Raw genomic sequence first — 15,013 nt, forward strand, 5'->3', positions numbered from 1 at the left:
GCCCGACGATCCCGGGCCGGCGACAAACCGCTCACGATAGTGATCGGCCAACGCGCAGGTCAAGGGTCAGCCCACGCCCCGGGCGAGCCGCGAACGGCGTTTTCGCCGCTTGTATCATCCACGGTGACCATAGTTTAGCCCAAATCATCGTCGCCACTTGCTCGCCGTTCAACCGTGTGCAGAATGACAGCTTCGCACCGAACATTCGTCGGCTTCTGGGGCCGCGCGGCGCTTTTGCCGCTGGCTTGCCATCGGGCCGTCACTTTTGCCGTTTGAGGTCGTCACATGCCAGCTTTTCCTGAAGTCTCGAAGATTCGCTACGAAGGGCCCAAGTCGAAGAACCCGCTGGCCTTCCATTGGTACGACGAGAACGAAATGGTGGCCGGCAAGTCGATGAAGGACCACCTGCGATTCGGCGTGGCCTATTGGCACACCTTCCGCGGCACCGGCAGCGACCCATTCGGCCCCGCCACCATGCAGCGCCCCTGGGAAGCCGCCAGCGACTCGCCCGACAACGCGGTGAATCGTGTCAAGGTGGCGTTCGAGTTCATCGAAAAGCTCGGCGCGCCGTTCTATTGCTTCCATGACCGCGATGTCGCCCCCGAGGGGAAGTCGCTGGCCGAGACGAACAAGATTCTCGATCGGGTCGTGGCCGCGCTCAAGGAAGAACAACAGCGCACCGGCATCAAGCTGCTGTGGGGCACCGCCAATCTGTTCAGCAACCCGCGGTTCATGCACGGCGGCGCCACTAGCTGCAACGCCGAGGTGTTCGCTTACGCTGCTGCGCAAGTGAAGAAGGCCATCGAAGTCACCAAGGAACTCGGCGGCGAAGGGTACGTCTTCTGGGGCGGTCGCGAAGGCTACCAGTGTTTGTGGAACACCAACATGAAGCGCGAGGTCGACAACCTGGCCCGTTTCATGCACATGGCCGTCGACTACGCCAAGCAGATCGGCTACACCGGCCCGTTCTACTTCGAGCCCAAGCCCAAGGAACCGACCAAGCACCAGTACGACTTTGACGTGGCGGCGTGCTTGAACTTTCTGCGCGCCTACGGCCTGGAAAAGCACGTCAAGATGAACATCGAGACGAACCACGCCACGCTGGCCGGACACACCATGCACCACGAGCTGGAATATGCCGCGATGCAGGGCTTCCTGGGGTCGATCGACGCTAACTTCGGCGACTTGATGCTCGGCTGGGACACCGACCAGTTCCCGACCGACATCTACCTGACCACGCAGGTGATGCTGGTGCTGCTGAAGTACGGCGGCTTCACCACCGGCGGGTTGAACTTCGACGCCAAGGTCCGCCGCGAGAGCTTCGAGCCGGTCGATCTGTTCTATGCCCACATCGGCGGCATGGACGCATTTGCCCGCGGGTTGAAGATTGCCGCGGCTATTCGGGCCGACGGCGCGCTCGACAAGCTGGTCAAGGAACGCTACAGCACGTGGGACACGGGGCTGGGCGCGGAAATCGAAATGGGCAAGCACTCGTTCGCGTCGCTGGAAAAGATCATGCTCGAACGAGGCGACGCCTTCCCAAACCGCAGCGGTCGACAGGAACTGTTCGAGAACATGATCAACACGTACATCTAGCTCGAAATAACCGGCACTACGTAGGGTACGCACCCCGTGCGTACCGCGTCTCGCTGTTGGTTCACCAGAAGAAGGTACGCACGGGGTGCGTACCCTACATGTGGTGATCTGAACCGCTCGTCGAAACGAAGGGGCAGTCGCGGTGCAACTCTACTGTCAGCGATGCCAGTCCCCTTGGGTGGCCAACGCCCAGGTCTGCGGCAAGTGCGGTTGGTCGCCGGCCGGCCCGATCATGGCCACCACGGTCCAGAAGAACCTGGGGGACGACGCCGGCATCCGCATGTTGCTCCCCGTCGGGCGCTCGGGCTGGGCCATCGCGGCGGGTTACCTGGGCCTGTTCTCGATCATACCTTGCTTCGGGATTCTAGCAGTCATCGTTGGCTTGGTTGCACTGCGAGACATTCGTAAGCATCCCGAGAAGCATGGTTTGGGCCGAGCCTATTTCGGCATCGTCGTTGGCGCGCTCAGCATGGTCGGTTGGATCGCGCTGGTCGTTGTCGGCAATCTAACGTCGGGGCGCTAACCGGCCACTCAACGCCGCCGCGCATTCCGCGTATGATTGGGTCGCAACCATTCGACCATCACGGACGGCGGCCCACGGCGTGAGCGAGCAGCGACAACTCTTCGAGACCGAAGCACCGGCCTGGGAGGCCGACGACGCCGAAACCGCGCGCGTCTGCACGGTCATCTTTCCCACCGGCCCCGAAAAGCCGTTCGACTATCTGGTCCCCGAGACGTTGCGCGACGCGGTCGAAGTCGGCCGCCGCGTCCGCGTCCCCTTCGGCGCTGGCGATCGCCGCATCATGGGCTACTGCGTCGAAGTCTCCGATCGCCCCCTCGGGCGTCGCCGGTTGAAGCCGGTGCTGGAAGTTGTTGACGAGCACCGGCTCCTCACGCCTTCAATGCTCCGGCTCACGCGCTGGATGGCCGAGTATTACCTGTGCGACTGGGGAACGGTGCTCGATGCCGTCTTGCCGGCCGGCGTGCGCGACGCGGCGGGAACGCGACTGACCACCCTGCTGACCCTGGCGCCGAAGATCGACGCTAGGCTGGCCACGGCCAAGCTGCCGACCAAGCAACTGGCCGTGATTGACGTGTTGCGTGCCGCACGCGAGCCCCTCACGCCCAAGCAACTGGCCAATGCGGCTGGCTGCGCCCAAGGGCCGATCACCGCGCTGCGCCGCAAAGGGCTGATCATCTCGGAAACGCGTCGGCTGATGAGCGAGATGGACGAGCTGCCCACCGCGCCGCAGACCGACGGGCACCAGCTCAACGGCGATCAACAGCGCGGCCTCGACGCCATTCTGACCGCCTTGCGCGCCCGCGAGCACAAAACGATTCTGCTGCACGGCATCACCGGCAGCGGCAAAACCGAAGTCTACATCCGCGCCATTCAAGAAGTGGTCAGCTACGGCAAGCAAGCCATCGTGCTGGTCCCCGAAATCAGCCTCACGCCGCAAACCTGCGATCGGTTTCGCGCCCGGTTCGGTCGTGTGGCCGTCCTGCACAGCCACCTTAGCGACGCCGAACGGCACGCCCACTGGCTGCAAATCGCCCAAGGGAGCGTCCCGGTGGTCGTCGGCGCGCGGAGTGCGATCTTTGCCCCGGTGCCGCACCTGGGCATCGTCGTCTTGGACGAAGAGCACGAATCGACCTTCAAACAGGAAACCGCTCCACGCTATCACGCCCGCGAGGTCGCGCTGCGCCGGGCAAGAGAAGATCACGTGCCACTAGTGCTCGGCTCGGCCACGCCGGCCCTGGAAAGTTGGCAACGCGCCCGCAGCGGCGAGTTCGAGCTGATCGAACTGCCGCGTCGCGTACTCGACCGCCCCTTGCCCGAGGTATTGATCGTCGACCAACGGCACGACGCCCAGCAAGGCCGCTCCGGCGCGATCAGTCGGCAATTGCAACACGCCATGCAGCGCGCCCTGGGCAGCGGCGGACAGGTGATCTTGCTGTTGAACCGGCGTGGGTTTTCGACGCACATCCAATGTCCGGCCTGCGGCAAGCCGATCCGCTGTCCCCATTGCGACATCGCCCTGACGCACCATCGCCACGATAACCAGGCCCGCTGCCATTACTGTGACTATCACACCGCGCCGCCGCGCGAGTGCCCGAGCTGCGGCGGTCCCGAGATTTTTTTCGGCGGCTACGGAACCCAACGGCTCGAAGCCGACGTCCGCGCGATGTTCCGCGATTACACCTGCCAGCGGATGGACACCGACACCATGCAGCAGCCCGGCAGCCACGAACGGGCACTCGCGCGGTTCCGCTCGGGCGAGGTGCAGATTCTGCTCGGCACGCAGATGATCGCCAAGGGGCTCGACTTTCCAAACGTGACGTTGGTCGGAGTGATCAACGCCGACGTGGCGTTGCACTTGCCCGACTTTCGCGCCGCCGAACGTACCGTGCAACTCTTGGTGCAAGTCGCCGGGCGCACCGGGCGCGGCGAGCAAGGGGGCCGGGTGATGGTGCAAACCTTGAATCCCGATCACCCTGCCATTCGCGCGGCCGCGCGCCACGATTACGCCCGGTTTGCCGAGGCCGAACTGCGAGTGCGCCAGGAACACCACTACCCGCCGTTCGCGGCCATGGCGCGACTGGTCGCGCGCGGGCCCGCCGACGAAGTCGTGGCCGGGTTCATGGAGCACCTGACCGAACGATTGCGCGAGGCGTTCCAGGCCATCGACTCGGGAGCGCGCATCCTGGGGCCGGCGCCAGCGCCGATCGCCAAGATTCGCGGCCTGCATCGCTTTCAGATCCAGGTGCAAAGCGCCACGCACGAGCAACTGCACGCCGGCCTGCGCGCCGCGACCGATGAACTGACGGTTCCGGACCACGTGCAATGGATCATCGACATCGACCCGCTCAACATGCTCTGAGGATTAGCCACGGAGTCACAGAGGCACGGAGGGAATCAAATGCTTAATGCTTAATTGAAGGCAGTAGATTCAACGATTAATGCTCGCGACGTGCCTTCTCTACCTCTCTTCTCCGTGCTTAACTCCGTGCCGCAGTGCCTCCGTGGCAAGTCTTAAGCGTCGGCATCGTCGCGGACGCTGAACTCGAGCTTCCAGCGGTGGGGCGAGATCGTGCTGGCGCACCACAGTTCGAACACGCCCAGCTCGGTGATCCGCGAGTGAAACCGCACGGGAATGTACGGCTCGCGCAGGTCTTCGACCGCCGGCAGCGTTGCCACCAGCGAGTCGGTTTCGATCAATTCGTCGTCGCGCCAGCGCGTGAGTTGCGTGCCCGGCCGATCGTCGCGGCGCGTGGCCGAGCTGAAGAAGCGGAAGTGCGCCTGCTCGCCGACGACCAGACCAAGCTCCTCGCTCGGCACGTCGGTCTCGGTCCCTTCCTCCATGCCGAACGGCACCACGCACAGTGCGTTCAGCGGCCGCGGCGCGCCGGGAATGGCCAGACCCGCCGTCTCGACCCCCACGTAGTACGACCGCGACGTGCCGCCGCGAATACGCATCCCCCGCCCGTGTTTGGCCAGCGCGTAGTAAGCCGCTCCGCGGGCCACGGCCAGGTCCAAGTCGGCGTCCTCGTCCAGCACGCGCGGCGCCGCCCCCGCGCCGAACCAGCCGGCAAGCACGCCGCACAGCCGCTCGCGCAGTACGTTCGACTTGAACACTCCACCGTTGAATAGCAAGTGTGTCGGCCGCGCCGGCTCGTTGGCGCTGATGCCGGCGGTCGATAGGAAATCGGCCAGGTGGCGCGTGATGGCGGTGTCGGCCTCATAGGGCAGGCCCAATTGCCGGAAGCCGCTCGCGGCGCGCCGGGCTGGCTTGTCGCTCAACTGGCATTGGGGAAAAAAGCCTTCGACCAGCAACCGCGAGACATCCTCGCGCGCCACGTCGACCGAGATCGTGCCGGCGATCAGTTTGCTACTGCGACCCAAGACGCTGACGGCCTGCTTGTCCGGTCCATCTTGAGCCAGCAGCGATTCCTTGGCCGCGCGACAGGCGTGCCACAGCGATACCGACTGCCAGGGATCAAGTTGCACTCCCTTGTCGCCAAACGCCCCGGTCAAATGATGCGCCAGGGCCAAATCCATGTTGTCGCCGCCGACCAGCAGGTGGTTGCCGACCGCGGCGCGGTGCAACACCAGCTCGCCCCCTTCTTCGAGGACGCGAATCAACGTGAAGTCGGTCGTGCCGCCGCCGGCGTCGGCCACCAGCAACGCGTCGCCCACCTTCAGTTGCTTGCGCCAGCGATCCCCCTGTTCGGCCAGCCAGGCGTACACCGCCGCTTGCGGTTCTTCGAGCAGCGTCAGTTGCTCGGGCAGCCCGGCGGCCAGAGCCGTCTCGCGCGTCAGCTCGCGGGCCGCCGCGTCGAACGAGGCCGGCACACAGAGGACCACTTTCTGCTCGGCCAGCGGCGCGTCGGGCATCGCCGCGTGCCAGGCATCGGCTAAATGTTTCAGGTAGCGGCTCGCCGCCTCGACGGGCGACACCTTGTGTACTTCGGCCGGCGCACCGAACGGCAATAACGGCTGACGGCGATCGAAGCGGCTTTGGCTGAGCCAGCTTTTCGCCGCCGCTACGGTGCGGGTCGGCACGTCGGCCGATTGGCGTCGCGCCAACTCGCCGACGGCGTAGTCACGCTGGGCGGCCCAGGGAACGTCGAACTTGCCCGCGGCCTGCTCGTGCTCGGCGGCCAGGTACAAAAACGACGGCAACAGCGGCCGGGCTTCAATGGTTCCCTGCGCCACCAACTGGGGTACCGGCAAGACCTCGATCGCTGGCGCTTCACCAGCCAGCGGCGCGTAGGCCAGCACGCTGTTCGTCGTGCCCAGGTCGATACCGATCACATATTTCGCGGCCATGGCCGGTCGCTCCTTGCTGGTGGGTTCCGCGCTTAGCGCAGCTCGACTTCGGCCGGGGCGACGATCTTGGCCGAGTCGGCGCTGCCGGTGTGGGCCGGCAGTTGCACCGCCGTGGCCTGCCAGCCGTGATGGCACAGCCGGCCGGTGAACGGCGGCTGACCCGACACCGAGCCGACCAGTCGATACCGCGCGGCGTCATAGCCCGCCGGCACCGTGACATCGCTGTTCTCGGCGCCGTCGACGGCCGGGCGCAGGGCGAATATCCGCTCGATCACCCCCGCCGCGCCGCGATGGACGTCGCGCATGGCCGCGCCGATTTGCGCGTCGCTGTAGCCGCTGATGTCGTCTTTCAAGAGATCGATCAACCGCGATTCGCGCTGCAAGGCCGCCAACAGGGCCAAGGCTTCGGCCCCGGTGGCCTGGGTTGGCTTGACGCCCGACTGCGTTGGCTTGGTTGCAGCCTGAGACTGGGGCGTTGTCGCGGCCTGGGCTAGCGTATGGCCGAGCAGGCATTGCTCGACCTGCGTTGCCTTTTCAGCACTAAACAGAATGGCGAAGAACGCGCGGAACGCGAGGACAATTCGGGACATAGAGGTTTCTGCCGGGGTCAGGGGGCAAGAGAGGTTTTTACTTCACGGGAGCATCGAGGCGTTTTCTAAGCGGATGAGCTGGCCACCATTCACGGCAACGGAAGCCGCTTCGGAACGAGTAACCAATTGCCAGCCCTGATTCCGTCATTCCCCCGCAGGCGGGAATCTAGAGGGTAACCGCAACCACTAGATTCCCGCCTGCGCGGGAATGACGGCTTGTTCGGGCACGCAGCGACTCGAAAGACGCTCTAAGCTGCTGAGAACAAACTTACCCTCTCAACCCCCGAGCCGTTAGGGGGGACCGCTCTTGGGCGAGGCAGGAAGAGCGAACCGAAACGCCGCCAAGAACTTGCGCGCCGAGCGGCATTGCGCAATGGAATAGATCGAGTGCGATGGCTAATGAGAGGGAGCGACCTAACCCTCCCCGCTGCCGCCACCTGACAGGAAGGCGCGATCATCGCGCCGGCACCTCAAGCCATCTTTTTTTACACCCAGCACTTTTAGTGTCAATCACCACTACCGGCCAACGGGCGAACACTGAAGCATTTCGCATGCTCTTCTCCCCCAACTTCGCGAATGTCTTGTTCCGGGTCATCTTCTTTTGCAGGTTCGGCTTCTTCGTCGCCGCACCGTCCCACGCCCTTTGTTGGCCATTTCGTGGTTGATCCTTTGAAATAACGTCGCATTCACGCTGTTCGATAATCTTCTCGCGCTTCATAATCGAACACAACTACTGGTTGTCAGATCGCTTGTCGCCATTACCAAAGGGACTGAAACATGGCCAAAGATACCGACAAGAACAAGGAAGCGTTGCGAGCCGTCAAGGAGCTGCTCGATCAGTTCTGCCGTGATCATTTGAACCACGACTATGCCATCTTGTGCGGCAAGTTGGCCGATAAATTGGCGCGCAAGCGTCCTTCGCCCCTCACGAGCGGCAAGCCGAGTAGTTGGGCGTGTGGCATTGTGCGAGAGATCGGCTTGCTCAACTTTTTGAGCGATCCGAGTCAGACGCCGCACATGAAAATGGCCGAAGTGACCAAGGCCTTTGGAGTCAGCGAAGGGACGGCCTGCGCCAAGGCGGCCACGATCAGACGCCTCTTCAATACCAACCAGTTCGACCCCGAGTGGCTGTTGCCCAGTGTGATCGACCAGCATCCGCTCACCTGGATTCTCTCTGTCAACGGCTTTGCTATGGACATCCGAGACGCGCCTCGCGAAGCGCAAGTGGTGGCGTACGAGCAAGGCTTGATTCCCTATGTGCCCGCCGATCGACTTTCGGCCGCCATCGAGGAACTTGCTCCGAAGATTTTTGGCGGTCCCGATAATATTGGATTCGGTGACGAGACTCTCGAATCAGCGTCAAAATCTCGCCAGGCCAAGCGAGCAAAACGAGGTGCACCCCAGGGCGATAAGCCAGCGGAAACTGGCCGCGTCTATACGCTCGCCGTTTGGCTCACGGGCGGTCCCATGACCGAAGCGTTCGTAAAGAAGAATCCGCAGGTCGAGCGGACCATCGAAATTCGCGGCGACCAGACATTGATGGACCTGCACGGAGCAATTTTCGACGCTTTTGGCCGCGAAGACGAACATCTGTACGAGTTTCAGTTTGGCGAGGGGCCGATGGACCCGGACGGACTTCGCTACGGCGTTAACCTGGGGCCTGACCCAATGGGGAACGATCCCACTGGTTACGTCGAAGAGACCACGCTCGATTCGCTGACGCTGGAGGTCGGCCGGCAGTTTGGCTACTGGTTCGACTTTGGTGACGACTGGTGGCACACCATCCAAGTCGAAGCAATTGGTGAGAAGGAGCCGAGCGGAGAGTACCCGCGCGTGACGAAGCGCATCGGCCGCAGCCCGCCGCAGTACGGCTAGATACAAAAAAAAGCCACCGGGGTTGGCCGGTGGCTTGATTCGTTTTCAGAGAGTGGTGAGTGGAAGGGAGACCGAGTCGAGTGGGCGATTAGCTCACTTAGTCGCTCGCTTCAATCGTGGCCTTTTGGCCTTGTCTCCTCACTACTTTCTATTCTCGACGCTCTATTTTTCGGCGAAGCCGAAAAATGGAGGATAGGGGACTTGAACCCCTGACCTCTTGCATGCCATGCAAGCGCTCTCCCAACTGAGCTAATCCCCCGCACTTGGGCTGGGAACCGGGCCGCAGCCCGAGACCCTCGTTCTGCGACCAAAACCAACCCTGGCCGCGGCAGGCGAAATCGCCCTAACCGCTAGCCCAGTTTGGCCTTTCGGTCGCAAAAAGCCAAACTTATCAATCACTTCTCAGACTGTCAAGGACGACACCCGCCGTGGCGCACCAGCGTCCCACGACAACGCCCTCAATCTGGCCCGGCGTCGGTTCTTACGTCACGCTGCCAGCAGCGCTCGCCCGACGACCTGGGTTGCGTCGGCGAGCGATTCTTGATAATTCGGTCCTTTTCGCCAACCGCCTTCAGCACGTTTCGACTGCTAGCGAATTAAAATCGAGCTAGCTCGTCGGCCGGCGACGAGGCCCGATCCTTGGGGAGTACGTTGCGTTGACTTCCGCTCGCATCAAGACGTGGGCCATCGGCCTGCTCAAATACGGCGTCTCGCTCGGCATCATCGCCTATTTGATCTATGGCTCGTGGGGCGATTTGAAGCGGCTGGTCGACGAACCCAAGCACTGGGGAATGCTCGCGGCCGCCTGGGCTTGCTGCTTCTTGGGCGTGGTGCTGACAATCGTCCGCTGGCGGTTGCTGGTCCTGGCCCTCGACATGCCGTTCACCCACCGCGATGCGTTGCGGCTGGGATTTCTTGGCTATCTGTTCAACTTTGTTTCGCTCGGCGCCGTCGGGGGCGATCTGGTCAAGGCGGTGGTTCTGGCCCGCGAGCAGCCCAAGCGCGGCTCCGAAGCGGCCGCCACGGTGATCGTCGACAGGGCGATGGGACTATATGCCTTGTTCCTGTTCGCGTCGTTCTTCATCGTTTTGTTCGGCTATTGGCAGTCGCCGCAGTCGGACATTCGTGTGATCTGTCGCGGCACGTTGATCGCCACCGCGGTCGGCACGCTGATCTTGGCCGTGCTGGCCAGTCCGGGGCCGATTCGCCGCTGGCTGGTGGCGCCGTCGCACGGTGGTCACATTGTCCGCCGGCTGATCGGTGCCTTGGGGATGTATCGCCGCAATCCGCGCGTGTTGGCCGAAGGCATGCTCTACAGTCTGGGCGTCCACGGCGCGTTTACGGTGGGGTTGTATTTCATTTCGCAAGGGCTGCCCGGCGTGGCACCGACGCTGGCCGAGCATTTCGTGATTATTCCGCTGGCCAACGTGACGGGTGTCCTACCGTTGCCGGTCAACGGGCTCGGCGCTTTTGAAGGGGTGCTCGGGTACCTGTACCAGCAGATTCCCACCGATGGCGCCGTGGCCGCCAGCCAAGGGCTGCTCGTGGCGTTGGTTTACCGAGTGATCACCATCTCGATCGCCGCGGTCGGCGTGGCGTTCTATCTGTCGAATCGCAATCAACTGAGCATGGCCTTGCAAGAAGGGGCCGCCAGCGAGGCGGCGGCCGAGGCGGCGTTGGAAGAAATGTCCCAGACGTCGGCGGCCAACTCGCTCGACGGGGTGAACGCGGCCTCGGGATCGATCGTCTCGAAGACGATGCAAAAGCCGGCGCGGTGAATCTCTTTGTGCGCTCGGGTGGCCCGGACAACTTGCTTGTCCGGGTGGCGCAGCCGCAAGAGAGATCGAGGTAGTGATCCATTCCCCTCTTGTCGCTGTGCGACACCGACAACAAGTTGTCGGTGCTACCCTTTGAAGTCTCACCCGCGTCTGACGACTTCGGCGACTGCTTGATTCGCCGCCCAGGCTCGGGTGATAATCACGGACGCTTCCACGTTGGACCCTGGCAAAGTGTCATGCAGCGCGATTACCGGCAACTTGAATGGGATGACCGGCTGGCCGACGATTGCCGCCAACTGGTCCGCTTGGCCATTCGCGAGGATCTCGATCGGTTCTACGATTGGACCACGGTTGCCCTGGTGCCGGAAGGGGCCGAGGCGCGGGCCCAGGTCGTTGCTCGCCGCCCAGGCGTGATCGCCGGCGTCGAGGCAGCCCGGCTCACCTTAGCCGAGTACGATCCGCGGGCCGTCTGGCAGGCGCGCGTGGCCGACGGCGGAGCAGTCAGGGCAGGGGACGTCATAGCCGAAATGTCGGGCGCTGCCCGCAGCTTGCTCACGGCCGAGCGGCCCATTCTGAACATCATCGGTCACCTGTCGGGCATTGCCACGTTGACTGCGCAATACGTCGAGGCCGTGGCGGGGACCAAGACGCGGATTTACGACACGCGCAAGACGACGCCCGGCTGGCGGCGGCTCGAAAAGTTCGCCGTGCGCTGCGGCGGCGGATACAACCATCGGATCGGTTTGTTCGACGGCGTGTTGATCAAGGATAACCACTTGGCATTTGGAAGCGAGGCACAAACGGGCGCTCGCTTCACGCCGGCCGAGGCGGTCGCTCGAGCGAGGCAATTCGTCGCCTCACCCGGTTTGCCCGAAGGAAAGCCGTTGCTGGTCGAGCTCGAAGTCGACCGGATCGAGCAGTTGCGCGAAGTGCTGCCCGCGGGGCCGGACATTGTGTTGTTGGACAACATGTCGCCGGAGCTGCTGACTCAATGCGTGGCGTTGCGCAACCAACTGGCGCTGGACGTCGAGTTGGAGGCTTCCGGGGGGATCAATCTGTCGACCGTGGCGGCCGTGGCGCGCTCGGGCGTCGACCGGATCAGCGCCGGGGCGCTCACTCATTCGGCCGCGTGGTTCGACGTCGGCCTCGACTGGCTCTAGACCGCCGCCGCTCAAAGCGTCGCCCGTCGGGCCGGTTATATCGATTATGCCGGCTCGACCATCTCGTGCGCTGAAGCTCGACCAAGGGCATTTGCCCGCCGGGCTCGGCAACCTAGTTTTGTGTTGTGGCAAGGGGGAGTGGTGCGCGCGCACCGGCTCCGAAACCCTTGGCCTGACAACCGTCTCCAACGAGCCGCAGCGATGCGATTTCATCGAACTCCCGCCGGGCGAAACACGCGCCGCGTGCGCGACGGCTTCACGCTTGTCGAAGCCACGGTGGCGATGGCGGTGATGAGCATCGCCAGTACGGCGGCCTTGCTGTCGATTGCCCAATCGTGCCAGACGGTCGATAGCAGCGTGAATTCGCAGATCGCCCTGGGGCTCGCTCAGCAACTGCTCGACGAGCAGTGCGGCAAGATGTACATGGTGCCTGGTGACACGCCGACGGATACGTACCTGGGGCCGAGTGCCGGCGAGGCGGCTTTGCCCGGACGGCAGTACAACGACATCGACGATTTCAATGGCGTGCTCTTGTCGCCGCCGACCGATTATTGGGGCATTCCGCTGACGACCGACGACGGGGACGGCAGCACGCGCGATCCAGCCTTCAGTCTGGCGTCGGGATATCTCAACCGTTTCACGCAGAAAGCCACGGTATCGTACGTCCAGGCGAACAGTCCCAGCACGCCGATCACCAACGGCACGACGACCTACTATCGGCTGACGCAGATTCAAATTTTGTACAACGATCCCAAGTTGGGACAGCAAACGCTGGCTTCGTTCTCAAGAGTATTCTCCTATGTGCCTGCGCCGTAATTTACGCGGCGCGCGGCCCATGGGCCGACGCCGAGGTTTGACGCTGGTCGAGTTGATGATTGCCGTCGCGATCATGACGATCATCGCCGGCACCATTTCGGCCGTGTCGATGGCCATGCAGCAAGCGTCGAACTACACCTATGACCGCGGCACGGCCTTGCAGCACGGGCGCGTTGCGCTCGAGCGAATCAACCAGCAAATCGCCGGCGCATATACCGCGCCCGGTCACCCAGGCGTGGCGGTTTATGTCGAGACGCTGGGCACCTACCGCTATCCCGATACACTGTTGGTCTGGCGGCCGGCCGGCACGCCGGCCAACGTGAACGGCCCCCCGTTGATCAGCGAGGTTTACTTCTATTGCTTCGATCCCACCACGCCGGGCACGTTGATCGAGCTGACCGCGCCGAGCGACAACCGGACGATTCCGCTCGACGCCACGTTGCAGACGAGCACGTGGAAGACGGCGCTCGACGGCCTCAAGATGGCCTCGACCAGCAAGAAGACCACGCTGACCACGCTGCTGCGCACGGCGACCGTGACGGGCAGCGCGCCGAGTTCGATGTCCAAGACGCGCGGCGTCGTCCGCTTTGAACTGACCGTGACGCCGTCGCTGGCGAATATCACTTCCTACCAAGGGGGCAGCATCACCTGGGCAAACTTGCCTTGGCCGCAGGGGTTGTACTCGTCGCTGTTCGGCATGCGGCAAGTCTGGCTGCGGAGCGAATTGCAATTGATGCCAGCCAGCAAAACGGGCCAGCAAGACACCAGCGGCCAATTGCCGATTCCAGTGTTCGGTTCCCAGGCCATTTACTCCTTGTTGACCCCATGAACGAGTTGAAGTTGGAAAACCTGACGACTACCGATGCGCTTCTCGAAGGGCCAGGTCGCCGACCGACCGGCCCGCGCGGCGGCTTTGCCACGATCATGGTCTTGTCGATGCTGGCCGTGGTGTTGACGGTTTCGTTTATCGCCCTGCGTTCCCAGACGACGCTGGTTTCGGTACAAGGCAACGCCAACCTCGATAATCTCTCGTCTCAGGCGGCATTGGCTGGATTCTCGATGGCGCTGCGCAAGATGAGCCAGACCGACTGGGGGGGCATGGACAGCAGCGTGAGTGGCACGCTGGCCACCAGCCAGTCGTTCGTCGCCCGGTACGCGACCGGCGATCCTACCCTGACGACGTCGAGCGCCAACTACAGCGACTATCCATATCGCGTGACGATCACGTCGGTGGGGACCGCGACCGATCCTGCGCGGCCCACCATTTCGGCCAAGCACACCGTGACCGCGGTGGTGCGGTTGATGCCCCGGCAAGTGCCAACCGATCCGACGGCCCTGACCACGGCGCTCAACTACACCGTCTACCAGACCGGGACCAGTACGTTCGAGCTGCAATTGCCGTGTCAAATCTCCGGCGATCTACGCATCCAGGGGAACGTCCGCTTCTGCGACAGCTACCCGCCAAGCAACAGCGGCAATAGCCAGTATTTCTCCGACCTGAATGCGATGCGCTCGAACGGCTATGCCGACATGCGGCCGTTGACCGGCACGCTGTTCGTGCCCAGCAACCGCATCAATTCACCCACGGCGACCCTGATCACGTCGACGATGGGGGGATCGATTTCATACACCAGCTCGTCGTCAACGTCGAACTGGAGCTACCCGGGCACGATTGCCGCCTATCAGCTTTACCCTGGGGGACTGTACTACCAGGTTCCGGCATTGTCATCGACGCTGGCCAATACGACCCTGGCACCCGATCCCAAGACCAATCCCCTGGGGCTGTTTCAGCGTAGCGGCACGTTGACCATCAGCAGCAACGTCAACGTCACCGGGATGATCATTGCCTCGGGTGATGTCAACATCACCGGTCAGAACGTGACGTTGCAAGCGGCCTCGCTGCCGGCGCTCAGTGGCACGACCACACCCATTCAGTTGCCAGTGATGGTCAGTAACGGCAATTTGTACGTGGCGTCGCAAGCCAGCGCCACGGTGCGCGGCTTGATCGCGCTGTGGAGCAACTTTGACATCCAGCAGGGGAAATCATCAACCAAGTTCGACTTTCAAGGTCGGATGATCGTTGGTGGCGTGCAGGTCGAGGAACGAACCGATTGGCAACTCGGCAACACCTGGTGGAACTGGCTTTGGAACTGGTACAACGCCAGCAATGTCACCTATTATCCGATTTACTTGTCAGCCTTCGGCATGCAGCCGCAGCCGATTCTGACGATCCAGCCCGAGCAAAGTTCGGTAAACTATCAATGGAAAGACCAGTCGAACACGGTCTACGTCGCTTCGAGCTCCGACCCGGGGCTGCGGTGGACCGTGTTGAGCTGGACGATGAACTAGCCGCCTCACCAGGGCAGA

At 63.0% G+C, this 15,013-nt stretch carries 12 protein-coding genes and 1 tRNA gene; 9 read left to right on the top strand and 4 right to left on the bottom strand.

The features are described from left to right. Positions 1–285 precede the first annotated feature (285 nt). From xylA to priA, 3 genes are all read left to right on the top strand, one after another. Positions 286–1,596 (top strand): xylose isomerase, encoded by a 1,311-nt coding sequence (gene xylA / locus JSS27_13260; protein MBS0209911.1) that lies wholly within the window; start codon positions 286–288, stop codon positions 1,594–1,596. A gap of 142 nt (positions 1,597–1,738) precedes the next feature. Next, entirely contained in the window at positions 1,739–2,119 is a 381-nt protein-coding gene (locus tag JSS27_13265; GenBank protein MBS0209912.1) for a DUF4190 domain-containing protein, read from the top strand. 79 nt (positions 2,120–2,198) lie between these two features. After that, positions 2,199–4,478, top strand: a complete 2,280-nt coding sequence (priA, locus tag JSS27_13270; protein ID MBS0209913.1) for a primosomal protein N' — start codon at positions 2,199–2,201, stop codon at positions 4,476–4,478. Between the two features lie 152 nt (positions 4,479–4,630). Here priA and JSS27_13275 read toward each other — a convergent pair whose 3' ends face one another. The 3 genes from JSS27_13275 to JSS27_13285 all read right to left on the bottom strand — a co-directional run bounded on the left by JSS27_13275 (position 4,631) and on the right by JSS27_13285 (position 7,703). After that, a complete protein-coding gene (locus tag JSS27_13275) occupies positions 4,631–6,427 on the bottom strand; it encodes an Hsp70 family protein (GenBank protein ID MBS0209914.1) in 1,797 nt (598 codons plus the stop codon). A gap of 32 nt (positions 6,428–6,459) precedes the next feature. Next, a complete protein-coding gene (locus tag JSS27_13280; protein MBS0209915.1) occupies positions 6,460–7,017 on the bottom strand; it encodes a DUF2760 domain-containing protein in 558 nt (185 codons plus the stop codon). A gap of 506 nt (positions 7,018–7,523) precedes the next feature. Next, positions 7,524–7,703 carry a hypothetical protein gene (locus tag JSS27_13285; GenBank protein MBS0209916.1) on the bottom strand — a complete coding sequence of 60 codons (180 nt, stop codon included), beginning with the start codon at positions 7,701–7,703 and terminating at the stop codon, positions 7,524–7,526. Positions 7,704–7,794: 91 nt separating this feature from the next. Between JSS27_13285 and JSS27_13290 the strand changes: the two genes are divergently transcribed. Further along, positions 7,795–8,892, top strand: a complete 1,098-nt coding sequence (locus JSS27_13290; GenBank protein MBS0209917.1) for a plasmid pRiA4b ORF-3 family protein — start codon at positions 7,795–7,797, stop codon at positions 8,890–8,892. A gap of 186 nt (positions 8,893–9,078) precedes the next feature. Here JSS27_13290 and JSS27_13295 read toward each other — a convergent pair. Then, a tRNA-Ala gene (locus tag JSS27_13295) sits at positions 9,079–9,151 on the bottom strand. 397 nt (positions 9,152–9,548) lie between these two features. Between JSS27_13295 and JSS27_13300 the strand changes: the two genes are divergently transcribed. The 5 genes from JSS27_13300 to JSS27_13320 all read left to right on the top strand — a co-directional run bounded on the left by JSS27_13300 (position 9,549) and on the right by JSS27_13320 (position 14,995). Beyond that, the gene (locus JSS27_13300; protein ID MBS0209918.1) at positions 9,549–10,670 is read left to right on the top strand and encodes a flippase-like domain-containing protein; all 1,122 of its coding nucleotides are present in this window, start codon (positions 9,549–9,551) and stop codon (positions 10,668–10,670) included. Between the two features lie 236 nt (positions 10,671–10,906). After that, positions 10,907–11,830, top strand: coding sequence for a carboxylating nicotinate-nucleotide diphosphorylase (gene nadC, locus JSS27_13305; protein ID MBS0209919.1), 924 nt, complete (start codon positions 10,907–10,909; stop codon positions 11,828–11,830). Between the two features lie 201 nt (positions 11,831–12,031). Continuing rightward, on the top strand, positions 12,032–12,646 hold the full coding sequence (locus JSS27_13310; protein ID MBS0209920.1) for a type II secretion system protein: 615 nt from the start codon (positions 12,032–12,034) through the stop codon (positions 12,644–12,646). A 19-nt stretch (positions 12,647–12,665) separates the two neighbouring features. After that, positions 12,666–13,475, top strand: coding sequence for a prepilin-type N-terminal cleavage/methylation domain-containing protein (locus JSS27_13315; protein ID MBS0209921.1), 810 nt, complete (start codon positions 12,666–12,668; stop codon positions 13,473–13,475). Beyond that, positions 13,472–14,995, top strand: coding sequence for a hypothetical protein (locus JSS27_13320; GenBank protein ID MBS0209922.1), 1,524 nt, complete (start codon positions 13,472–13,474; stop codon positions 14,993–14,995). The genes JSS27_13315 and JSS27_13320 overlap by 4 nt, the downstream gene beginning before the upstream one ends. The last annotated feature ends 18 nt before the right edge of the window (positions 14,996–15,013 follow it).

The sequence above is a fragment of the Planctomycetota bacterium genome (genome assembly GCA_018242585.1).
GTDB lineage: Bacteria > Planctomycetota > Planctomycetia > Pirellulales > PNKZ01 > JAFEBQ01.